Here is a 22,017-nt window from a genome sequence, read left to right on the forward strand (position 1 = left end):
AGCGCGCGGTATGATCACGGCCTCGATTTCAGCGTTTGCGGATTAAGGACAATTCATGCGTATCGGTCTTCTGTCGCCCCTCGCTCTGACACTTGCCACAACCTGCGCACTCCCGGCCCACGCCAGCTACGATCAGGACGCCTGTACGCCTGAACTGTCGCTCGGCGGTGACGGACGCTGCAACAATGTGGCTTTCCTCAACCCTGGCAACGACAGCCGCGCCAATTTGCGCTTGCTGCTCTCCGATCAAGGCGCGCTAGCGCTGAACCCGGCGCCATTGAGTGATTTTGACCGCGAGGCCGGCTACGGCCCGGTGCCGTTCGACCTCGGACGTCTCGACTCACCGTCAGCTCCTGCACCTACACCTCCCCCTGAATCAGCCCCGGTTTCAGTGCTCGATGAGCCCCTGCGCCAACTCGGCATCAGCCACGAAGCCTCGACCATTGCCGGCAATCAGTTCATCGAAGGCGAAGGCAGTCGCTGCCGCAGCAACAGTGAAGAGAGCGCCGCCGCGTTCCTCGCGCAACTGCTGAAAACCACTCAATTGCCCGCCGAAGAACGCCAAAGCCTGGCGCAAAGCCGCCTCCAGATGCTCGCCGCATGCAGTTGGGAAGCCGATCAACTGAACAGCCTGCTGCCCGCCTCAATCACCTCGGAACCGGGTAAAGCCTTCCTCACGTACCTGCGCGGCGCAGCGCAGTTCTATGGCGGCCAGTTCGCCGAGGCCACGCAAACCTTCGCCAGCCTGAACAACAGCGAACAGCCTTGGCTCAAGGAAACCGCGCTGTACATGGCCGCGCGCATTGCGCTCAACGCGGCCCAGCAAAACGCTTTCGACGAGATGGGCCTGCCGACGCTCGAACATGTGGATAACGCGAACCTGCAATTGGCCGAAACCGGCTTCGACAACTATCTGAAAACTTATCCACAGGGCGAGTACAGCGCGTCGGCCAAAGGCCTGATCCGCCGCGTGCACTGGCTGGCCGGCGAAGATCAGAAACTCGCCGATGACTACGCCTGGCAACTCACCCAGGCCACTGACGCCCAGCGCAACAAAACCCTGCCGGAACTGGTGGAAGAGGTCGACAGCAAACTGCTGACCCAGCCGGATAACGGTATTCAGGCGCCGCTGCTGCTGGCGGTCAAAGACTTGCTGAGCATCGGCACCTACCAGACGCCTTTCAACCTCAAGACGCTGCAAGCGCAGAAAGCCTCGTTTGCCCAGCAACCAGCACTCTACGACTACCTGCAAGCTGCGGTGCTGGTGTACCTCGAGAAAAATCCCGAGCAGGCACTGAACGTCCTCCCGGGCAGCGTCCCGGACAAACTCGATTACCTGGCCTTCAGCCAACAGATGCTGCGTGGCATTGCCCTGCATGAGCAGCACAAATGGCCGGAAGCCGAAGCGCTGTGGCTGGAGTTGCTGGGCAAGGTCAAACAGCCGTTGCAGCGCGAGCAGGTCGAACTGGCGCTGGCCTTCAACTACGAACTCAGCCAGCGGCTCGGCAAAGTGTTCGCCGCCGACTCACCGATCAAGACACCTGCCGTGCGTTATCGCCTGCAACGGCTAGTGGCCGACGCCCCACTGCTGCGTCAGCAATTCAGCCAGGGCGCGGACGCCACCGAGCGCAACAGCGCGCTGTTCGTGCTGCTCTACAAAGAGTTGCTGCGCAGTCAGTACGCCGAGTTTGCCGAAGACTTCAAACGACTGCCGGCCGAGCCGTCGACGGACAAACTCGGTGTGAGCATTGGCTATTTCTACAGCACCGGCCAACCGCTGACGATGTTCCGCTGGCAGGGCGACAAGGCTGAATCGGGTTACCACTGCCCGAGCATCGCCGAGGTTGCCGCGGCCCTTCAGGCGGACGGCAAGAACCCCAAAGGCCTGAACTGCCTGGGTGAGTTCATCCTGCGCAATGGCCTCGACAGTTCACCGCTGGAAGCCAAACCCAACAAGTCCGAACTCGGTGCCACAGGATCGGCGTTCAAAGACGAGATCTACGCCCGGCACGAAGGTTATCGCCAGGTCATCGACAACGCCAAAGCGCCGAAGGAAGACCGCGCTTACGCTCTGTTCCGCGCCATCAACTGCTATGCGCCCTCGGGCAATAACAGCTGTGGCGGCAAGGATGTCGAACCCGCTGTGCGCAAGGCCTGGTTCCGCCAGCTGAAAAGCGGTTTTGCCGATACTCAATGGGGCAAGTCGCTGCAGTATTACTGGTAAGCCATGAGAGATTTCCTCAAAGGCCTGGCGCTGCTCGCACTGCTGGTCAGCGCCCCGGCCCTTGCGGCCGTCGACGCTGGCGAGTACGACGCCTTTTGGCTGTGGAGCGGGGTCAGCACGCAACCGGTGCTGGCCCAGGCGAAAACCCTGTACGTCCTGCAAGGGCAGATCAGCGAATCACGCCGCACGCCACAACGCGGCGTGCGCTTCATCGCCCAAGGCATCGCTATCCCGCGCCTGACCCAGGGCGAAGTCTGGGTGACCTACCGCGCCCACACGCTACGCTGGCCGGAGCCGGTCTATCAGCAATTGCTGGGGCAGGTGCAGCGCTGGCAGCAAGCGGGTAACCCGGTGGTCGGCATCCAGATCGACTTCGATGCCCGCACCCGTTACCTCGACGAATACGTCAGCTTCCTCAAAGACCTGCGCCAACGCCTGCCCGCCCAGTATCGCCTGAGCATCACCGGCCTGATGGACTGGAGCAGCCACGCCGATCCGCAGGTGATCGGCCAACTCAAAGGCGTGGTCGACGAAGTGGTAGTACAAACCTACCAGGGCCGCCACAGCATCCCCAACTACGCCGCCTACCTGCCAAGGCTGAACAGGCTCGGCCTGCCGTTCAAGGTCGGGCTGATTCAGGGCGGCGAATGGGAGGAGCCGGGGTATTTGAAGGACAACGAGTGGTTTCGCGGGTATGTGGTGTTTTTGCAGAATCGGTAGCAGGCGAAGAAGCCTTTATAATATTCAATCTTCGCTTGACGCCTGGCATCCAAGCGTGCAAAACATAGTCCACCGTTCGTGGACAGTGGACAGCTCGCAAAGAAGCCCTATGAAAAGTCAAGATATCGTATTGATCTTCAAACTTATCAGCCTTGAACTTCGATCTGAAGGCGAACGGACCAGAAAGCGCGAATTCATTGTCAAACGCGAGCTGGAAGATTCCCTGTTCAGCAAACCCCTGGAGCCAGGCCAACTTTGGGAGATCGTCCAGGGTGCCATTGAGACGATTGAACTCTCGAACACACGCGAGTGGGAAGGCTGGGAAGATGCCAACGAGGAGCTACAAAACGTCAATGCCGAAAGTTACTCCGTAAGAGCTTTGGCCGCAGCGTTGGGATTGGGGAAAAGCGAAATATCCAACTCTCTAAACCGCTGCAAGGACATCGGACTGGTCCATACGAATCGGGAAAGTGGACTGCCTGTCGTAAAGAAAGAAGCATTTCTGGACCTGGTGAAATATAGCATCCGTTACATTTTCCCCGCGAAGCTTGGTCCGATCGTCCGAGGAATCCCTACTGCCTTCGCGGCCCCCATCATGGAAGGAAAAGTAATCAGTGGTGGCGACCTCATTCCTGTCTGGCCTGATGCCTACGGCAAGAAAAAGGGGCAGGAGGTCCTGCCGTTGTTCAAGACTGTGCCGGGAGCCGTAAAAAAAGACGAGCTTCTGTATCACTTCCTGGCACTGGTCGATGCCATTCGAATCGGCGGTCCTCGAGAAGCGAAGGTCGCTGATTCCATGCTGCGGGAATGGATCCTCTGATGTCGAACAAGGACGTAATGCTAGACATGCTTGAGGCCGTCGCCAACGCGCTGGGAGATACCTTCAGAGAGCAGGTTGCATTTGTTGGTGGCTGCACGACAGTGCTGCTGATCACTGACGAATACACGCTCGAATCGGTAAGAGGCACAGATGACGTCGATCTTGTTATTCATCTGAGCGGTACACCAGAGTGGTACCGCCTTGAAGAGCAGCTCAAAACTCGCGGGTTCAAAAATACAGGCCAAGACAATGTAACGTGTCGACTTCGGCTCGGCGCTCTGAAAGTCGATTTCATGCCCACTGCAGAAGAGGTACTGGGGTTCTCAAACACCTGGTTTGTCGGCGGACTGAAAAGCGCGTTCTATCATGAACTGCCGAGCGGTACTCGAATCAAGGTGTTCGCAGCCCCCTGGTTTCTTGCGGCGAAACTTGAGGCTTTCGAGGGCCGCGGAAACAAAAACATCCTGATGTCTAACGACATTGAAGATATTGTCGCGTTGCTCGATGGTCGCGAAGAACTGGCTCAGGAACTGAAGCAGGCGCCAAACGACCTCCAACAATTTGTCGCGCAGCGATTGACGGCTCTGATGAGCAATCGTGACTTCCAGTCAGTCGTTCAAAGCACGGCACAGGACCCAGATCGCGAGAATTTGATCTACCAGCGGCTACAAACGCTGACAACCCCGGTGTTGTCGACTTGAGACCTCACACGATCATCACCCGCCAAGGTGTGGGCAGAAGCGAGAATCGAGACGCCACCGGCTATTCAACGAATGCAGACACCTCCATGTATGCAATTGTCGACGGTACGGCCAAACCCGCTAGCGGTGAACTGGCCAGAGCGCTGATTGATTTTCTGGAAACCGGTTTTCGCAACCTGGACGCTTCCAGACTGCACTCAATCAAAGACGCCGAACAAACGATGCTGAACATGCTTGGCCAGGCCAAAAAACGGCTTTGCCCGGATTATCCCGTCAGCTCGGTCAGCTACCTCGTTCTGCTCGTGTCCGGTGACAACGTCCTGTCCATTCACGAGGGTGACTGTTGTGTCGGGGTTCTACATGGGCAGACTCTGCAATGGCTGACTGAGCCGCACTGTCATGCCAACTGGCGAGGTGATTTGACTCACGAGCAGATCGCCGCGAACCCTGCACGCAAGAGACTCTTCAAGTGCCTGAGTCATCGCCGGGCTCATGATCCCTCCATTCAGACATTCGCCATGGAACCCGAGACTATTTGGGTGCTCGCCACTGACGGCTTTTGGGCAGGTCTTGGCCCTCACGCCCAGATGGCAGCCATCATCGAGGGCAAACTGGAGGATCACATACCTGAGGACGATTTAACCTTCATGACACTCAAACCAAAATCCCTGCCTGTAAGCCAATAACGGTTTCACCGTTGCGCAGTCATCGCCAACGGATACACCGACTCCCACCCACCTCCCAGCGCCTTGTACAACCCCACCATCGCCAGCGACACGCCGATCGAGCTTTCCACAAGTTGTTCCTGGGTCGCCAGCAGCGCGCCCTGTACGGTCAGGACGTTGACGAAATCGACCACGCCTTCGACGTATTGCTGTTGCGCGGTATGCAGGGCGATCTGGTTTTGGCGCACGGCTTCGGCAAGGCTGTCGCGGCGTAGCTGGCTGGCGTTGAAGCTCGTCAACTGATCGTCGATTTCATGCCAGGCCCGCAGCACGGTTTTCTGGTAGGCCAGCGCCGCGTCCTGTTGCTGCGCCTCGCGCAAATTGAGCATACCGCGCAAGCGACCACCATCGAACAGCGGCAGGTTGAACTGCGGGCCGATGCCGAATTGACGCGAACCCCAGGAACCAAAATCACTCAATTGCATGGCCTGCGAACCGAGGTTTCCAGACAGTGTGATGCGCGGATAAAAATCGCCCTTGGCCACACCGATGCTGGCGGTGGTGGCATGCAGTCGAGCCTCGGCCTGGCGAATGTCCGGGCGCCGCTCAGCCAGTTGCGACGGCAGGCCGATCGCGACTTGACGCGGGGTTTGCGGCACCGGGGCGTCCTTCGACAACTCGGCTTGCAGCGCTTGCGGCCGTTCTCCCATCAACAGGCTCAAGGCGTTGATCAACTGCACCTGACGCTGCTCAAGCGCGGGCAGGCGCGCTTCGATGCTTGCCACCTGAGCGGCGGCTTCGGCGACATCCAGATCGGTGGCCACACCATCGGCCAGACGCAACTGCGACAACTTCAGGCTGTGCCGCGCGACCTCGAGGTTTTGCTCGGTGACAACCCGGGTGCTTTGCACGCCGCGTAGTTGAATGTAGTCCTGTGCGGTTTCCGCCAACACTGAGAGCAGCACACCCCGGCGATCATTCTCTGCCACTTCCAGAGTCGCGTCGGCGGCTTCGGCTTCGCGCCGCACACGCCCCCAGAAATCCAGCTCCCAGGAGGCTGAGAATCCGCCATCCCAGAGGTTGAACGCCGAGCGGCCGTTGTTGCCGGACGGGTCCATCAAGCCTTGCGCGCTGTTGCGTTTGTGTCCGTAGCTGCCGGTTGCGGCGGTGGTGGGATACTGCTCGGCGGTGATCACCTGGCGAGCCGCGCGGCTTTGCTGCAAGCGGCTGCTGGCAAGTTGCAGGTCGAGATTACCGGTCAATGCACGGCGGCTGAGCGCCGACAGCTGCGGGTCATGAAAGACCTCCCACCAGCGTTCGTTCATTTCGGCCGTCACCGCTTGGCTGGCAGCGGCTTTTTGTGGTTTTGACCATTCTTCGATCTGCGGTGCTTGCGGTCGCACAAAGTCCGGGCCGACGGTGCAGGCCGCCAGCGAAAACAAACCCAGCACAACAATCACTGACTGGCCAAGGCCTTTGTGGCGAGCGAGCTTGCTCCCGCCCGAGTGCGTAGTGCTCGCAAAAAAGCTGTCGCGGTGTACCAAAGGAAACGCGGCGGCAGGTTTTGGGGACGCTTCGCGGCCCAACGGGAGCAAGCCTCCTCGCCACAGAAATAGGTGTTTACCAGTGCTCATCGCTGGGTTACCTCACGCGCACTGGCCTTTGGTCCGACGGTGTCGATACTCGCTTCCACCGACATCCCCACCCGCAAACGCTCTGCCAGCGGTTGGCCGGGATCGAGGACGATCTTCACCGGAATTCGCTGCACGACTTTGGTGAAGTTACCGGTGGCGTTGTCAGGTTTCACGGCAGCGAAGGTCACGCCGGTAGCTGGTGCGACACTCTCGACCCGACCGGTCAAGGTTTCACCACCGAGGCTATCGACGCGCACTTCCACGTTTTGCCCAGACTGTACGTCAGAGAGTTGGGTTTCCTGGAAGTTACCGACCACATACGCTCGCGCCAGCGGCACCACGGCGAGAATCTTGCTGCCCGGCGTGACATAGGCGCCGACCCGTACCGCACGCTCGCCGACCATGCCATCCACCGGCGCCACGATGCGCGTATAGGACAGCTCGAAACTGGCCATTTCCAGCGCTGCATGGGCGCGCTTCAACCCTCCTTCGGCCGCATCACGCTGGGCCGTGAGGATTTCCACCTGCTTGCGTTCTGCCGCCAGCACTGCGGTGGCATTGGCCAGTCGTGCGCCAGCCTGGTCGATGCGGGTGCGCGCTTGCTGGGCGTTTTGCACCGTGCCGGCGCCGACTCCGGCAAGGTGGTTGTAGCGGTTCAGTTCATGTTCGGCGAAAGCCATTTCTGCTTTCGCGGCCACCACCGTGGCCTGCGCCTGAGCGATCACCGACGCCTGGCGTTCGAGGGTTGCCCGAGCATTTTGCAGCTGTGCCTTGGCCACCAGGGTTTCGGCATCCGCGGCTTGCGCTGCGGCGCGCAGATCCCGGTCATCGATCAGCGCCAGCAACTGCCCGGCCTTGACCTGCTGGTTGTCTTCGACCAGCACTTCCTTGATAAACCCGGCCACGCGCGGCGCGACCAGCGTGAAGTCGGCAGCGATAAACGCGTCGTTGGTGGTCTGTTGAGGTTTGTTGCCGAACACGCCCGGCGCCAACAGGTAAACCAGCACGCCAGCCGCCAACACCGCCACGGCTGCACCGGTGAATTTGGATTTCATAGGGATCGTCATAAAAACCTTCTGTTTCAGTAAGCGTTCACGTCGGCGCGCGCGGCGGATAGATCCGCGTCGGCAGCCAGAAAATCAGCAGGATCAGCGCCAGCGCGATCCCGGCCATACACAGGTACAAGTCTGACGAGGTCAGCACCACCGCTTGCTGGTGCAACCGATGCGCGAGACCCGCGCTGTCGCTGTCGGCCAGCGGTGAGTTGCCGAGGTTGTCGACCAGCACCGTTGAGTGGAAATGCAGGCGAACCGTGGTCAGCGCATCCAGCACACCAGTGGCGATCACCGCCGCGAGGCCTTTTACGGTGTTGAACCAAGCCGACGCAAACGGCCCCTCCTGCGGACTGATGCTGCCGGTCGCGAGCATCAACAACGGCAGCACCGCCATCGGCTGGCCGAAAATCTGCAGCAATTGCAGCCCGTAGAAGTCATCGCGAATCCACGCCGACGTCAGCTGCGAACCGCCGATGCAGGACAGCGCCAACAGGCTCAAACCGATGCCCAGTACCCAACGGCAATCGACCCAGCGCACGTTGCACAGCGCCGCCACCAGCGGCAGCGCAATCAGTTGCGGGACGGCCATCAGCAGCATTACCGGGGCGGTCTGAATCGGCCGATAGCCTTGAACCTGCGCCAGGTAACTCGACGGGATGATGATCACCGCCAGCAACACCACCAGCACCCCGGCCAACGTCAACAGGGCGAATGACAGGTTGCGGATGCCGAGCATCTGCAATTTGAAGAACGGCACCGGTTGCGACCATTCGTTGACCAGAAACAGCACCAGCAACAACAGCCCGCCACCGAGCAGCCAACCGATCAGGCTCGACTCGAACCAGTCCAGGCGATTGCCCTGCAAGATCCCGATCACCAGCATGCAGATGGCCGGGAAACCCAGCAGCAGGCCACGCCAGTTGAACTGTTTCAGGCGCTCCAGACGCAGCGGATCCTGTGGCAATCCATACGCCACTGCGACCATCGCCAGCAGGCTCGGCGCAATGATTTGCCAGAAGGTCCAGCGCCAACTCAGGTACTCCGTCCACAAACCCGCCAGCGGCGTGCCCAGTCCGGGGCCGAACGTCGCCGTCAGGGCATAGCCGGCCAGCCCATAGAGTTTCAGGTTGGCCGGCAAAAACCGCAGGGCGACGGTCATCAACATCGGCGGCAACGCCCCACCCGCCAGGCCTTGCAAGGTGCGCATCAGCAGCAGGCTTTCATAGTTCGGCGCGAAGGGACTCAGCACACCGAGTACAGTGAACAGGCTGATAGCGCACAGGGTGAAACGCCGCAGTGAAAAGGTCACCGAACACCAGGGCGCAAACGCCATCGCCGCCACGGAGGTCGCGGTGTAGCTGGCGACGAGCCAGGTGCCTTCGTCGTAACCAATGGCCAAGGCACCGCGAATGTCAGCCAGGGCGAGCTTGGTTACCATGTCGTTCAGGCCCGACACCAGCACCGCCAACAACACACCGACCAGACCGATGATGATGCGTGGACCGAAGATCGGTGGAGTACCGACGGAAGATTTGCTGGCCGCTTCGAGTGTTGCGGGGACAGCGAGGGAGGTCATGTTCAGTACAGCTCCGGATTACAGGAATACCGGGGCAGTTTATGAACGCAGACAGCTGACGAAAACTGACTTATCGACAGGTTATAAGTGCGCCAGACACACGAATCGCGAGGCTCCCTCGCCACAAAAGTAGTCTGCTGCTGTCAGGACGGCTGCGCCACCAGCCATGTCTCATCACAACTGGTTTTCAAGGTTTCGCGCAGCCAGCGGTGGGCCGGGTCCTTGTCGTAACGCGGGTGCCAGGCCTGTGTCAGCATCAAGGTTGGCAGCGGGATCGGCAAAGTAAAGGAGCTCAGCCGCAACCCAAGTCGGGCCACGCTGAGCAATGCCTCTTTGGGAACCGGCAGAATCAGATCGGAGTCTGGCAGCACGAACATCGCCGCGTGAAAGCTGGGAGCGATCAAGGCCACGCGACGCTCCAGCCCCAAACCGTTGAGCGCCGTATCGATCGGCCCTCGGGCAATACCGCGACGAGACATGGAAATGTGCGAAAACCCGGCGAAACGCTCTGCAGTGATTTCGCCTTCAAGCAGTGGGTGACCTTCACGTACCAGACCGACAAAATGCGTGGCAAACAGATTCTGGACCTTAACTTCCGGCGTTCGCGGGCGCGTGTTGCTGACCATCAGATCAATCCGCCCTTCGCGCAGCGCCTCATCGTCACCATCGCCCAGCGGCACAAAGCGCAACTCGCAATGCGGTGCCTGACGGTTCAGCGTGTCGATCAACCGGCCGCCGTAGACCCCGATGAAAAAGTCGTTGGCGCGCACGTTGAAACGTCGGCGTAGGGTGCGCAAATCCACCTTGTCCGCCGAACGAAAGAGCAACGCCGCCTGTTCCACTACATCGCGTACCTGGCTGCGCAACTCCAGCGCCTTGGGCGTCGGCACCAACCCGCGACCGGCACGTACCAGAATCGGATCACCGAGCGCTTCGCGAACGCGGGTCAGGGTCCTGCTCATCGCCGCCGGGCTGAGGTTCATCCGCCGCGCCGCGCCTACCACACTGCCCTCGTCGAGCAAGGCGTCGAGGGCGACCAACAGGTTCATGTCCGGGAGTTGCATGCTGAGCACTCATCGCTGATCAGAATTGATTCAGGCGCAATCCTAGCAAACATCCCTATCACCACAGAACCAGAAGCCTAGCGCTGCATTCCCCAGCGCTTCACCGTGATTCGCTCCAGAGTGTCGAACACCAGGTTCTCCACCAGCAAACCGATGAGGATCACCACCGCCAACCCGGCGAACACCTTGTCGGTGTACAACTCGTTGCGGTTCTGGAAGATGTACCAGCCCAGGCCACCCTTGCCGCTGGTGGCGCCGAACACCAGCTCGGCGGCGATCAGCGTGCGCCAGGCGAAGGCCCAGCCGATTTTCAGCCCGGCAAGGATCGACGGCAGCGCGGCGGGAATCAGGATGAACAGCACAAACCGGATCCCCCTCAAGCCGTAGTTTCGGCCGGCCATGCGCAAGGTTTCCGAGACCCCGAGAAATCCCGCATAAGTGTTCAGGGCCAGTGCCCAGAGCACCGAATGCACCAGCACGAAAATCAGGCTGTTCTGCCCCAACCCGAACCACAGCAGTGCCAACGGCAACAAGGCAATCGCCGGCAATGGGTTGAACATCGAGGTCAGGGTGCTCAGCAGGTCGCGGCCGAACTGGGTCGACACGGCCAGCGTGGTCAGGGCAAACGCCAGGACGATACCGACCAGATACCCCTTGAGCAGCACCACCAGCGAAATCCCGACCTTGCCCAGCAACTCTCCGCTGAGCAACCCGTCGTACAGCGCATGGCCAGTTTGCAGGAAGCTCGGCAGCAACAGGTCATTGTCTTGATAGCGGGCGATGGCCTCCCAGAGCACCGCCAGCAGAATCAGGATCAGGCCTTTACGCAACCAGCCCTGCTGCCAGAGGCGCTGGCCAAGGGGCAATTCGCGCTCCAGCGCAACGCTTAACAAGGGTTGCAACTCAACTTCATATTCTTGTCGCGCAGGTGATGAATGGCTCATCGGGCACTCCTCCAGCCGCTCAATAAGCGATGCGGATATCGTTGAAATCCAGTTCGTGATCGCTCTCGGCAGACTGGCCTTCATCGAACAGCAACCGATGAATGCGTCGTGCCGACTGCTGAAACGCCACGCCGCCAAGGCTCTGCAAATCGTATTGATGACTGTGGATTTCCGCCCGCACCCGACCGGGATGAGGCGACAGCAACAGGATCCGGTTACCCACCACCAGCGCCTCTTCGATGGAGTGGGTGACGAACAACAGGGTGAAACGCACCTCCTCCCAGAGCAGCAATAATTCCTCCTGCATCTTGCGTCGGGTCAGCGCGTCGAGCGCGGCGAATGGTTCATCCATCAGCAGGATTTTCGGCTGCATGGCCAAGGCCCGGGCAATCGCCACCCGCGCCTTCATGCCACCGGACAAGGTATGTGGATAGGCATCGGCAAACGCCGCCAGCCCGACCTTGTCGAGGTAGTGCAACGCCCGTTCTTCAGCCTCGCGACGCTTGAGGGTTTGCGAGGCCAGCAGCGGGAACATTACGTTCTGTTTGACGGTTTTCCACGGTGGCAGTTGATCGAACTCCTGAAACACCACAATCCGGTCAGGCCCCGGCGCACTGACAGCCTGACCTTGCAGGCGGATTTGCCCTTCACAGGGCTGGATGAACCCCGCGACGGCCTTGAGCAAGGTCGACTTGCCGCAGCCGGAGGGGCCGAGCAACACAAAACGATCGGCGGGATCGACCTCGAAACTGACCTGATGTGTTGCCCGCACCACCCGTTGCGGCGTGCGGTATTCGAGGCTGACGTGATCGACCGCGAGCAACGCCTGGGTGCTGGCGGTCGAGCTGCTGGCCGCGTGGCCTTGCAAGCGAGCGTTCATGGCAATCAGCTCCCTTGCAGCGGTTTGGCGTCCTGGAAGAAGTAGTCCTTCCACGAGTCCGGTTTGTTCTTGATCGCGCCGACGCGGTAGAGGAACTCAGCCAGCGGATATGTATTTTTCGGCGTGACGCTGAATTCGAACTGCGGGTTGTCGATGATTTTCAGCAGCGCGGCGCGGTCGATTTTAGCTTTGGTCACCCTCAGGTAAGTGTCCGCCGCTGCGCCCTTGTCGTTCTGGGCAAATTCAGCAGCTTCGGTCAGGGCTTCGATGAAGGCCTTGTAGGTTTTCGGGTTCTCGTTGCGAAACTTCTCAGTGGTGAACAACACGGTCGGCGAATTCGGGCCCAGCAAGTCGTAGGTATTGAGCACGACATGGACGTTGGGGTTTTCCAGTGCCTGATCCTGGAACGGCGGATTGGAGAAGTGCCCGGTCAGTTCAGTGCCGCCAGCGATCAACGCAGCCGTGGCGTCCGGGTGCGGGACAGCGATGGTGTACTTGTCGAGGCGATTGAACTCCTTGTCACCCCACTGCTTGGCCGCCGCGTACTGGAGGAATCGCGACTGTACGGAAACCCCGACCGCCGGCACCGCGATACGGTCCTGCTCGGTGAAGTCGGCGATGGTTTTGACCTTCGGATTGTTGCTCACCAGGTAATACGGGAAGTTGCCGAGCGAGGCGACCGCTTTGACGTTCTGCTTGCCGTGAGTGCGGTCCCAGATGGTCAGCAACGGGCCAACGCCAGCACCGGCAATGTCGATGGACCCTGAGAGCAACGCATCGTTGACGGCCGCGCCGCCGGAGAGCTGGGTCCAGTCGACCTTGATGTCGATGCCCTCTTCCTTGCCGTGCTTCTCGATCAGGTGCTGGTCGCGGACCACGTTGAGCAGCAGGTAAACGATGCCGAACTGCTCGGCGATGCGAATTTCGCCTTCGGCGTGCGCCACAGTCGGTGCGACCAGACTGCCGGCGAGCAGGCTGAAACCCAGACCGATGGCGGCGGCCAGCGGCGCGAATGGAATACGTTTGGACATGGCAGGTATCTCCGAAATGCAGCCGATCAGAAAGGCGCGTCGCCCTGAATGGTGGTGCGGTAGAGCTTGCGGCGCAGATGGCTCGGGCAACCGGCGGCCAGGTGAATCAGCGAGCGGTTATCCCAGAACACCAGGTCGTGAGGCTGCCACTGATGGCGGTAGATGTTTTCCGGCAACACGCTGTGGGCGTAGAGCTCGGCCAGCAGTTGCCGGCTTTCGTCTTCCGGTAAACCGACAATGCGGGTGGTGAAACCCTCGCTGACGAACAGTGCCTTGCGACCGTTTTCCGGGTGAGTGCGAACCACCGGATGCACCACTTCGTTGACCTGAGCGAGTTGCTCCGGGGTCAGGGTCGGGCGCCAGTTGCCTTCGAATTTGTTCTCGCTGTAACGCGCGGTATAGGAGTGCGCGGCAGAGCGTCCTTCAACCGCCTTGCGCAACGCATCGGGCAGGGTGTCCCAGGCTTTGTGCTGGTCGGCGAACAGTGTGTCGCCACCTTCGGATGGCAGCTCCTGGGCATGGAGCATCGAGCCCAGGCTCGGCAGTTCTTTATAGGACAGGTCGGAGTGCCAGAACTTGCCGGCGTCACCGAGGCCGATAGCCTGGCCGTTTTCGATGATGTTGGAAACGATGAGGATTTCCGGGTGATGGGCCAGCAGAAATTGCTTGAGCACATGGATCTGCAACACGCCAAAACGGCGGCTGAAGGCGATCTGTTGTTCGGGGCTGATGCGCTGGTTTCGGAACACCACGACATGGTGATCCAGGTGCGCGCGGTGGATGCGTGCGAAGTCCTGATCGTTGATGGGCAAGGCGAGGTTCAGGCCGATGATTTCGGCACCGACAGCCCCACTGAACGGGCGGATCTCGAACAATTGCGGCGCGAGGGTCGCGGCGCTGGGCGAAGCGGACAGTACAGGCATACATCTCTCCCACGCAGAGCACGCCCAATGGCGTGCGCGTCGATCAGAAACTCACGGAGGTCCCGTGTGGGTTCATTTCGTGCGGCACGCCGATTAGTCGGTGGGTACGCAGGGGTTTGACTTTATAGATATAAGAACGAGTATTTAAATACCGTTAACGAATAACGATATGGCTTTTGAAATGCGTCGCTGCTCAGGCCGTCATCGCGGGCAAGCCTTGCTCCTACAAATACTCTGTATCGACCACGTAATTGTGGTTCGGTGCAGATCCTCTGTAGGAGCAAGGCTTGCCCGCGATGGGGCCATCGGCCCACCAGAGACTAGCGCTCGTGTAGCGCCTCTGCCCGCGCCTTGATGATCGGCTTGAGCAGGTAGCTGAGAATGGTCTTCTTGCCGGTGATGATGTCCACCGAGGCGACCATGCCCGGAATGATCAGCAAGGGTTTTTCGTCGGTGCCCAGGTGGCTGCGCTCGGTGCGCAGCTTGATCATGTAGTAGGTGGTTTTCTTGTCTTCATCGGTGATGGTGTCGGCGCCGATCTGCTCCAGCTTGGCTTTCAGCCCGCCATAGATGGTGTAGTCATAGGCCGTGAACTTGACGATGGCTTCCTGGCCCGGGTGCAAAAACGCGATGTCTTGCGGACGGATCTTCGCTTCCACCAGCAGGGTGTCGTCCAGCGGCACGATTTCGACCATGTCACTGCCGGGCTGGATCACGCCACCGATGGTGTTGACCAGCAGCTGCTTGACGATACCGCGCACCGGCGAGGTCACCAGCGTCCGGCTGACGCGGTCTTCCAGCGCCTTGCCGGTCGCCTTCGCCTTGTTCAGGTCGGTACGGGCCTCGTTGAGCTGGGTCAGCGCCTCACTGCGGAACTTGCCACGGGTCTCGTCGATCTTGCGCTGCACTTCCTTGATTGCCGACTCGGCACGCGGGATCGCCAGGGTGGTAGCGTCCAGTTGGCCACGGGTTTCGACTTCGGCACGCTTGAGTCGCAGCACTTCCACCGGCGACACCGCGCCCTGAGCCACCAGCGGCTCCGACATGTTGATTTCCTGACGTTGCAACGCCAGACCGCTGCGGTACTGCGCCTGCTTGGAGGTGAATTCGCGCAGCTCCTGTTGTTTCTGGATTAGTTGCTCCTGCAGGCCGCCGACTTCATCGTGCAGTTGCTGGCGACGGCTCTCATAGAGTGATTTTTCGCTGGCGGCCTGACCGGGCACAGCTTTCATTGCGTCGTCAGGAAAGCTCAGCGGGCGGTCGTCGACTTCCGCGCTCAAGCGTTCTACACGCAGCAACATCGACAAACGGTCGGCTTCGGTTTCGCCGACGTTGGACTGAAAGCGCGTGTCATCCAGACGAATCAACGGCGCACCGGCTTCGACGATTTGCCCTTCGCGAACGAAGAGTTCTGCGACGATACCGCCCTCCAGGTTCTGGATTTTCTGAAGTTTGGAGGATGGAATCGCCTTGCCATCGCCTTTGGTGACCTCATCGATCACCGCAAAGTTGGCCCACAGCAGCAGGAACAGAAAGAAGCCGATGATGGCCCAGATGGTCAAGCGGACCACCCGCGGGGCGTCTTCGATCAGCGCCTTGTTCACCTCGGGCAAGGGTTGGCCTTGCAGCGATTCTGAGCCTTTGAAGTAGCGGCGGATCGAGTCGCGCATTCCGGACTTAAGCAACACTGATCTGCCCCTTCTTCAACGCTTCCATCACCGAGGCTTTTGGACCATCAGCCAATATTTGCCCGCGATCGATCACCAGCAACCGATCGACCAACGACAACAACGAAGCCCGGTGCGTCACCAGCACCACGGTCTTGTTCTCTACAACGGCTTGCAGGCGTTGTTTCAAGCGTTCTTCACCGGTGTTATCCATGGCGCTGGTCGGTTCGTCGAGCAGCAGGATCGGCGGATTGAGCAGCAGAGCACGAGCCAGGGCCACGTTCTGACGCTGACCGCCGGAAAGGTTTTGCCCGCGTTCGCCGACTTGCAACTCGTAACCTTGCGGGTGCAAACGGGCGAACTCATGCACGCCGGCCAGTTCAGCGGCCTGCAGAACAAGTTCGTCTTCCATGTAGCGGGCGCCGGACACCAGGTTGTCGCGCAACGTACCGGCGAGTAATTGGATGTCCTGCGGTACATAGCCGATGTTGTGGCGCAATTCGCTGACATCGATCTGCCGGATATCCACGCCATCCACCAGCAACGCACCATCGTCCGGCTGATACAGGCCGACCAGCAGTTTGGCCAGCGAGCTCTTGCCCGAGCCGCTGCGGCCGATGATGCCGATCTTTTCACCCGGCTTGATGATCAGGTTGATGTTCTTCAGCGCCGGATTCTGCTGACCCGGGTAGGTGAAGTTCAACTGACGACACTCGATGCCACCCTGCAGGACTTTGCGGCTCAGCGGGCGCTCTTCGAAGTTGCGCTCTTGCGGCAGTTCCATCATCTGGTCGACCGAGGTCATGGTGACCCGCGCCTGCTGATAACGGGTCAGCAGACCGGACAACGACGCCAGCGGGCTGAGGGCCCGACCACTGAGCATGTAGCAGGCGATCAGGCCGCCCATGCTGAGGTTGCCGGCAATGATCTGATAAACCCCGAAGACGATCATGATCACCCCGGCCAGTTGCTGGATCAGCAGGGTGATGTTCATCGCCAGGCCGGAAAGCATCTTCACCCGCAGCTCAAGGCGGCTGAGGGTGCCGATAGTCTGCTCCCACTGGTACTGACGTTCGCTTTCAGCGTTGTTGACCTTCACCGCATCAAGCCCGGCGAGGGTTTCAATCAGGCTCGACTGACGCTCGGCCCCCAGCGCCATGGTTCGCTCCATGGTCGCCACCAGCGGCTTCTGCAAGGCGTAGCCGATCAGCAGGGCAATCGGGAACGCCAGCACCGGAATCCACACCAGGTGCCCGCCCAGCAGGGCGATCACCAGGAAAATCAGCAAGGTGAACGGCAGGTCGATCAAGCTGGTCAGGGTCAGCGAGGCGAGGAAGTCGCGCAGGCTCTGAAACTCGTGGATGTTCTGGGCGAAGCTGCCGACCCGCGCCGGACGGTACTTCATGGCCATGCCGACGATCCGCTCGAACAGCGTCGCGGAAATGATCAGGTCGGTTTTTTTGCCGGCCAGGTCCAGGCACAGACTACGCAGGCTTTTAAGGACCAAGTCGAACAGGTAAGCCCCGGTGATGCCGAGAGCCAGCACCCACAGGGTCGCTTCGGCCTGGTTCGGTACCACGCGGTCGTAGACGTTCATCACGAACAGCGGCGCGGCCATGGCGATGATGTTGATCAGGAAACTCGCGGCGATGGCGTCGGCATACAGCCAGCGCGAGCGCTTGAGGGTATCGCGGAACCAGGAGCGCGCACGCGGGATCAGCGTGCCGTGGTTCACATCGAATTTATGTTGAGGCTGGGCGAAAAATGCTTGCCCGGTGTAATCGTCAGCCAGCAGTTCGCGGCTGACGTGAACTTCACCGCCATCGCTTTCACTGAGCAGCAGACGCGCCTGGTCATCGCCGAGCCAGCCCAGCAGCACGGCACTGCGACCATCCTTGAGCAGCAACAGTGCCGGCATGGCAATCGCCGGAATTTGCGCCAGCTTGCGTTGCAGCACCCGCCCTTGCAGGCCGGCGCGGGCCGCCGCACGCGGGAGCAACTCGACACTCAGGCGCTGCTTGGGCAATGGCAGACCGGTGGTCAGCATCGCCGCGCTCGCCGGTTTCTGGTGCAGCGTGCAGAGGGCTAGCAGGCCGTCCAGTAACGGATCGTCGTGCAACGCGCGTGGATCATGACGGAGATGAACTCGACTGGCTTCTGATTCCACGCTTGGCACTCTTGGCTAACTAACTAGAAGGATCTGCTCAATTCATACCGGGCAGTTGGACCTTGGTCTTCACATCGTTCGACACGACGGAAGCCATGGGTGCAACTACACCCTGACTTTTGAGCAATTCGCCCATGGTCGCCTTGATTCGATATTGAGTAAATAACTGAATGTTTTTGATATCCGCCAGACGACGGGAAGCGGTAAACAGTTCGTTCTCGCTGTCGAGCAAGTCGAGCAAAGTACGTTGACCCAAACTGAACTGTTGCTGATACGCGGTGCGCACGGCACTGCTGCGATCAACATATTGCTGAGCGATCGGCACTTGGGCGTTGGCGTTGTTCAGGGCATTCCATGCCAGGCCCAACTCTTCGTTCAACACGCGCAAGGCGTTGTTGCGGATATCCAGCGCCTGGTTCGACAGATAGGACTTGGATTCCAGATCAGCTTTGTTGCTGCCGCCGGAATACAGGTTGAAGCGCATGCGCAGCATGGCCTGCCATTCATTGTTATGACCAACCGCACCATCCAGATTATTGTCGGCGGTGCGGCCCAGTTCGGCATCGAAACGTGGGTAGAACGTCGACTTGGCAGCATCGTACTGCTTCTCGGCCGCGGCAATATCGGACTCGGCGGAACGCAGTACCGGGCTGTTTTCGAGCATTTGCTGGCGGGCTTCATTCAGGTTCGCCGGCAGCAACGCAAGGAAGGGTGCCGGACGCTCCAGTTGATCGGGCATCTGACCCACGGCGCTGAGGAAGTTGGTCTCGGCGTCCGCAAGATTGGTCTGCTCAGTGATCAGGTTGTTGCGGGCCTGGGCCATACGCGCTTCGGCCTGATCGAGGTCGGCACCGCTGCCCACGCCACGTGAGGTGCGCAGTTTGATCTGGTCAAAAATCCGTTCGTGGCTCTTCAGGTTCTCTTCGGCCAAGCGCACGAACTCGCGACGGGTCAGCACGTCGAGGTAAACTTGGGCCACAGTCAGTGCCGTGCGCTCGGAAGTCCCCAGCAATGAATAGGCGCGGGAGTTGACGGTGGCTTGTTGACGCCCGACTTCGCTGGATGTCGCAAAACCGTCAAAAACCATCTGCTGCAAACGCACGCTCGACTCGCCGCGGTTCAAGGTTTCCCAATGATTGTTGCCGGCGCCAGCACGAGTGGTCGGGTTGTCAGTGCCTTCACGACCATACCCCCCTAGCAGATCGACCTTTGGCAAGTAGCCACCCTGGGCGGCTCTGAGCTGATAGTCCGCGGAAAGGCGACTGTTCACGCCAGCCTGGATTTCCGGGTGGACATCCAGTGCTTGTTGCATGGCTTGAGGCAGGGTTTGAGCTTGTACAAAACTGGCAGCAAGAACAAATGGTAGAGCCTTGAACAGGTGTGAGCGCATATAAGAATTTCCCTGGACTTCTTGTCTCAAATCACAGCAGATCGCAGTGCTGCGACGGAAAATGGCAACCGAAATGACCGTATGTCGGAAAGTTAAAAATCAGAACTGGGTCACACGCTGCCGGCAGGTCGTCACACAAATATCAATGTGACATTACCGGGGCGATTGTTTAGGATGGCACCCAGAAGGTCAATAGTTTGGCACAAAGTTAATCGCGAAAAAAACCAGCCAAATTATTGACGCGGTAGCGTCAAATTAATGCGCCCCACTTTGAAAGTACGTCCAGACTGAATTGGCAGACGGCCTCTTCAGGTCTATGGAAGCCTACTGAACGGAACACTTGGAGAGTCCTCAATGAGCAGTGTTGTTGCCATCGTCAAAAGCATTGTTGGTCAAGTTTTCGCGGTGTCCCCGGAAGGCATCAGACGTGTGCTGATTGAGGGTGACCGACTGTTCACGGGTGACCAGCTCGATACCGGTCCGACGGGCGCGGTGACGCTTGAACTGGCCGACGGTCGCACGTTGGACCTGGGCCGTGATACCCAGTGGAGCGGCAGCGCTCCGGACTCCAGCACTGACTTGGCACAAGCCACTGCGCAAGCCGCGCCTTCGGTAGCAGAACTGCAACAAGCCATCCTCGCGGGCGTCGACCCGACCACTGATATAGAAGCCGCCGCCGCAGGCCCGACTGCAACAGGCACGGGTGCTGCCGGCGGAGGCCACAGCTTCGTGGCACTGGACGAAACAGCTGCCCGCGTAGCCCCGACCATTGGTTTTCCGACCGCAGGCATTGGCGCAACCACTTCCGCCGTCGACGTCACTACCGGTGGCCAGAACACCAATAACGGCACCAACGTGCTGGTTGGCTCGACCCTGAGCCTCAGTGCTACATCGACCATCACCGAAGCCGGTGGTGTGCTGGTTTACACCGCAAACGTCACCCGGGCGCCGCTGACTGACCTGAGCATCACCCTGTCCAATGGCTCGGTCATCGTCATCCCGGCCGGCCAGGTCAGTGGTAGCGTCAATGTTCCGCTGGCACCGAATGACAGTGTCTACAACGACCCGCACCAGATCACCGTCAATGTCACCGGCACCACCGGTGGTGGCGGCCTGGTGCTGACCGTCGATCCGACGCCCGCCGTCACACAGGTCACTGACACGATTGATACCACCACCGTCACCCTGACGGCAGGCTCGACCATCACCGAAGGCGGTCAGATCACCTACACCGCAACCTTGACCAACCCGGCGCAAACGCCGGTCACCGTGACCCTGTCCAACGGCTCGACCATCACCATCGAAGCCGGCAAAACCACCGGTACGGTGAACGTCGACACCCCGGCGAACGATGTTTACAAAAACGGCAGCACGGTCAGCACCACCATCACCGGGGCTACCGGCGGCAACTTTGAAAACCTGGTGCCAAGCACCACGCCAGCCGTTACCACGATCACCGATTCGATCGACAACACCGGGCTGAGCCTGACGGCGACCGGTTCGGTCACCGAAGGCGGCCAGATCACCTACACCGCGACCCTGAGCAATCCGGCCGGCACGCCGATGAGCGTGACCCTGTCGAACGGCGCGGTGATCAACATCGAAGCCGGTAAAACCAGCGGTTCGGTGGTGGTTGATACCCCAGCCAATGACGTTTACAAAAACGGCAGCACCGTCAGCACCACCATCGAAAGCACCACGGGCGGCAACTTCGAACAGTTGACCCCAAGCACCACCCCAGCCGTGACGACGATCACCGACTCGATCGACAATACCGGCCTGAGCCTGACGGCGACCGGTTCGGTGGTTGAAGGCGGCCAGATCACCTACACCGCCACCCTGACCAACCCGGCCGGCACGCCGATGACTGTCACGCTGTCGAACGGCGCGGTGATCAACATCGAGGCCGGCAAAACCACCGGCAGCGTGGTGGTCGATACCCCGGCGAATGACGTTTACAAAAACGGCAGCACCGTCAGCACCACCATCGAGAGCACCACGGGCGGCAACTTCGAGCAGCTGACCCCGAGCACGACGCCGGCGGTCACCACCATCACCGACTCGATCGACAACACCGGGCTGACGCTCACTGCCGACAACACCATTACCGAAGGCGGACAGATCACCTACACCGCGACGCTGAGCAATCCGGCCGGCACGCCGATGACCGTCACGCTGTCGAACGGCGCGGTGATCAACATCGAAGCCGGCAAAACCACTGGTTCCGTGGTGGTCGACACCCCGGCCAACGACGTCTACAAAAACGGCAGCACCGTCAGCACCACCATCGAGAGCACCACGGGTGGCAATTTCGAGCAGTTGACCCCAAGCACCACCCCGGCCGTTACGACGATCACCGATTCGATCGATAACACCGGACTGACGCTCACTGCCGACAGCACCATTACCGAAGGTGGCCAGATCACTTACACCGCGACGCTGAGCAATCCAGCCGGCACCGCGATGAGCGTGACTCTGTCGAACGGCGCGGTGATCAACATCGAAGCCGGCAAAACCACTGGTTCCGTGGTGGTCGACACCCCGGCCAACGACGTA

Annotated in this window: 17 protein-coding genes; 6 read left to right on the top strand and 11 right to left on the bottom strand. The window is 60.0% G+C overall.

What is annotated here, in order from left to right; translation table 11 throughout:
* Window positions 1-55 precede the first annotated feature (55 nt).
* The 5 genes from AC1RJ3_RS24835 to AC1RJ3_RS24855 all read left to right on the top strand — a co-directional run bounded on the left by AC1RJ3_RS24835 (window position 56) and on the right by AC1RJ3_RS24855 (window position 5,151).
* Window positions 56-2,224, top strand: a complete 2,169-nt coding sequence (locus tag AC1RJ3_RS24835; RefSeq protein ID WP_493081030.1) for a PA5441 family protein — start codon at window positions 56-58, stop codon at window positions 2,222-2,224.
* Between the two features lie 3 nt (window positions 2,225-2,227).
* Entirely contained in the window at window positions 2,228-2,944 is a 717-nt protein-coding gene (locus AC1RJ3_RS24840; protein ID WP_493081032.1) for a DUF3142 domain-containing protein, read from the top strand.
* Between the two features lie 109 nt (window positions 2,945-3,053).
* The gene (locus tag AC1RJ3_RS24845) at window positions 3,054-3,764 is read left to right on the top strand and encodes a hypothetical protein (protein ID WP_493081034.1); all 711 of its coding nucleotides are present in this window, start codon (window positions 3,054-3,056) and stop codon (window positions 3,762-3,764) included.
* Window positions 3,764-4,465 (top strand): hypothetical protein, encoded by a 702-nt coding sequence (locus tag AC1RJ3_RS24850; RefSeq protein ID WP_493081036.1) that lies wholly within the window; start codon window positions 3,764-3,766, stop codon window positions 4,463-4,465. Before AC1RJ3_RS24845 ends, AC1RJ3_RS24850 begins: the two co-directional genes overlap by 1 nt.
* A gap of 86 nt (window positions 4,466-4,551) precedes the next feature.
* Window positions 4,552-5,151 carry a protein phosphatase 2C family protein gene (locus AC1RJ3_RS24855; RefSeq protein ID WP_493081038.1) on the top strand — a complete coding sequence of 200 codons (600 nt, stop codon included), beginning with the start codon at window positions 4,552-4,554 and terminating at the stop codon, window positions 5,149-5,151.
* Window positions 5,152-5,156: 5 nt separating this feature from the next.
* Here the strand turns inward: AC1RJ3_RS24855 and AC1RJ3_RS24860 are convergent, their stop codons facing one another.
* The 11 genes from AC1RJ3_RS24860 to AC1RJ3_RS24910 all read right to left on the bottom strand — a co-directional run bounded on the left by AC1RJ3_RS24860 (window position 5,157) and on the right by AC1RJ3_RS24910 (window position 19,461).
* Window positions 5,157-6,764 carry an efflux transporter outer membrane subunit gene (locus tag AC1RJ3_RS24860; RefSeq protein WP_493081040.1) on the bottom strand — a complete coding sequence of 536 codons (1,608 nt, stop codon included), beginning with the start codon at window positions 6,762-6,764 and terminating at the stop codon, window positions 5,157-5,159.
* A complete protein-coding gene (locus AC1RJ3_RS24865; protein ID WP_347928547.1) occupies window positions 6,761-7,831 on the bottom strand; it encodes an HlyD family secretion protein in 1,071 nt (356 codons plus the stop codon). Before AC1RJ3_RS24865 ends, AC1RJ3_RS24860 begins: the two co-directional genes overlap by 4 nt.
* 25 nt (window positions 7,832-7,856) lie before the next feature.
* Window positions 7,857-9,395, bottom strand: a complete 1,539-nt coding sequence (locus tag AC1RJ3_RS24870) for an MFS transporter (protein ID WP_493081042.1) — start codon at window positions 9,393-9,395, stop codon at window positions 7,857-7,859.
* Window positions 9,396-9,538: 143 nt separating this feature from the next.
* Complete coding sequence (locus tag AC1RJ3_RS24875; protein WP_493081044.1) at window positions 9,539-10,459, bottom strand: LysR family transcriptional regulator; 921 nt, start codon at window positions 10,457-10,459, stop codon at window positions 9,539-9,541.
* 77 nt (window positions 10,460-10,536) lie between these two features.
* A complete protein-coding gene (locus AC1RJ3_RS24880; protein ID WP_347928545.1) occupies window positions 10,537-11,403 on the bottom strand; it encodes an ABC transporter permease in 867 nt (288 codons plus the stop codon).
* Between the two features lie 19 nt (window positions 11,404-11,422).
* Complete coding sequence (locus AC1RJ3_RS24885; protein WP_347928544.1) at window positions 11,423-12,283, bottom strand: ABC transporter ATP-binding protein; 861 nt, start codon at window positions 12,281-12,283, stop codon at window positions 11,423-11,425.
* 5 nt (window positions 12,284-12,288) lie between these two features.
* Complete coding sequence (locus AC1RJ3_RS24890) at window positions 12,289-13,314, bottom strand: ABC transporter substrate-binding protein (RefSeq protein ID WP_493081047.1); 1,026 nt, start codon at window positions 13,312-13,314, stop codon at window positions 12,289-12,291.
* Window positions 13,315-13,340: 26 nt separating this feature from the next.
* Window positions 13,341-14,237: a TauD/TfdA dioxygenase family protein gene (locus AC1RJ3_RS24895; protein ID WP_493081049.1), complete on the bottom strand. Its 897-nt coding sequence runs from the start codon at window positions 14,235-14,237 to the stop codon at window positions 13,341-13,343.
* A gap of 320 nt (window positions 14,238-14,557) precedes the next feature.
* On the bottom strand, window positions 14,558-15,925 hold the full coding sequence (locus tag AC1RJ3_RS24900) for an HlyD family type I secretion periplasmic adaptor subunit (protein WP_103319975.1): 1,368 nt from the start codon (window positions 15,923-15,925) through the stop codon (window positions 14,558-14,560).
* The gene (locus AC1RJ3_RS24905) at window positions 15,915-18,071 is read right to left on the bottom strand and encodes a type I secretion system permease/ATPase (protein WP_347928541.1); all 2,157 of its coding nucleotides are present in this window, start codon (window positions 18,069-18,071) and stop codon (window positions 15,915-15,917) included. The genes AC1RJ3_RS24900 and AC1RJ3_RS24905 overlap by 11 nt, the downstream gene beginning before the upstream one ends.
* A gap of 37 nt (window positions 18,072-18,108) precedes the next feature.
* Window positions 18,109-19,461 (bottom strand): TolC family outer membrane protein, encoded by a 1,353-nt coding sequence (locus AC1RJ3_RS24910; RefSeq protein WP_103319979.1) that lies wholly within the window; start codon window positions 19,459-19,461, stop codon window positions 18,109-18,111.
* A gap of 354 nt (window positions 19,462-19,815) precedes the next feature.
* Here AC1RJ3_RS24910 and AC1RJ3_RS24915 point away from each other — a divergent pair.
* Window positions 19,816-22,017 (top strand): retention module-containing protein (locus AC1RJ3_RS24915; protein WP_493081052.1); only part of this gene is annotated, 2,202 nt, incomplete at its 3' end.

It is taken from the genome of Pseudomonas sp. GW822-FHT04C11, from assembly GCF_058800905.1.

What these genes read in the sequence shown, in the direction of transcription:
- AC1RJ3_RS24850 (WP_493081036.1), top strand. Translation starts at nt 3,764, where the DNA reads ATGTCGAACAAGGACGTAATGCTAGACATGCTTGAGGCCGTCGCCAAC.
- AC1RJ3_RS24855 (WP_493081038.1), top strand. Translation starts at nt 4,552, where the DNA reads ATGTATGCAATTGTCGACGGTACGGCCAAACCCGCTAGCGGTGAACTG.
- AC1RJ3_RS24860 (WP_493081040.1), bottom strand. Translation starts at nt 6,764, where the DNA reads ATGAGCACTGGTAAACACCTATTTCTGTGGCGAGGAGGCTTGCTCCCG.
- AC1RJ3_RS24880 (WP_347928545.1), bottom strand. Translation starts at nt 11,403, where the DNA reads ATGAGCCATTCATCACCTGCGCGACAAGAATATGAAGTTGAGTTGCAA.
- AC1RJ3_RS24910 (WP_103319979.1), bottom strand. Translation starts at nt 19,461, where the DNA reads ATGCGCTCACACCTGTTCAAGGCTCTACCATTTGTTCTTGCTGCCAGT.
- AC1RJ3_RS24845 (WP_493081034.1), top strand. Translation starts at nt 3,054, where the DNA reads ATGAAAAGTCAAGATATCGTATTGATCTTCAAACTTATCAGCCTTGAA.
- AC1RJ3_RS24840 (WP_493081032.1), top strand. Translation starts at nt 2,228, where the DNA reads ATGAGAGATTTCCTCAAAGGCCTGGCGCTGCTCGCACTGCTGGTCAGC.
- AC1RJ3_RS24895 (WP_493081049.1), bottom strand. Translation starts at nt 14,237, where the DNA reads ATGCCTGTACTGTCCGCTTCGCCCAGCGCCGCGACCCTCGCGCCGCAA.
- AC1RJ3_RS24875 (WP_493081044.1), bottom strand. Translation starts at nt 10,459, where the DNA reads ATGCAACTCCCGGACATGAACCTGTTGGTCGCCCTCGACGCCTTGCTC.
- AC1RJ3_RS24890 (WP_493081047.1), bottom strand. Translation starts at nt 13,314, where the DNA reads ATGTCCAAACGTATTCCATTCGCGCCGCTGGCCGCCGCCATCGGTCTG.
- AC1RJ3_RS24870 (WP_493081042.1), bottom strand. Translation starts at nt 9,395, where the DNA reads ATGACCTCCCTCGCTGTCCCCGCAACACTCGAAGCGGCCAGCAAATCT.
- AC1RJ3_RS24835 (WP_493081030.1), top strand. Translation starts at nt 56, where the DNA reads ATGCGTATCGGTCTTCTGTCGCCCCTCGCTCTGACACTTGCCACAACC.
- AC1RJ3_RS24865 (WP_347928547.1), bottom strand. Translation starts at nt 7,831, where the DNA reads ATGACGATCCCTATGAAATCCAAATTCACCGGTGCAGCCGTGGCGGTG.
- AC1RJ3_RS24885 (WP_347928544.1), bottom strand. Translation starts at nt 12,283, where the DNA reads ATGAACGCTCGCTTGCAAGGCCACGCGGCCAGCAGCTCGACCGCCAGC.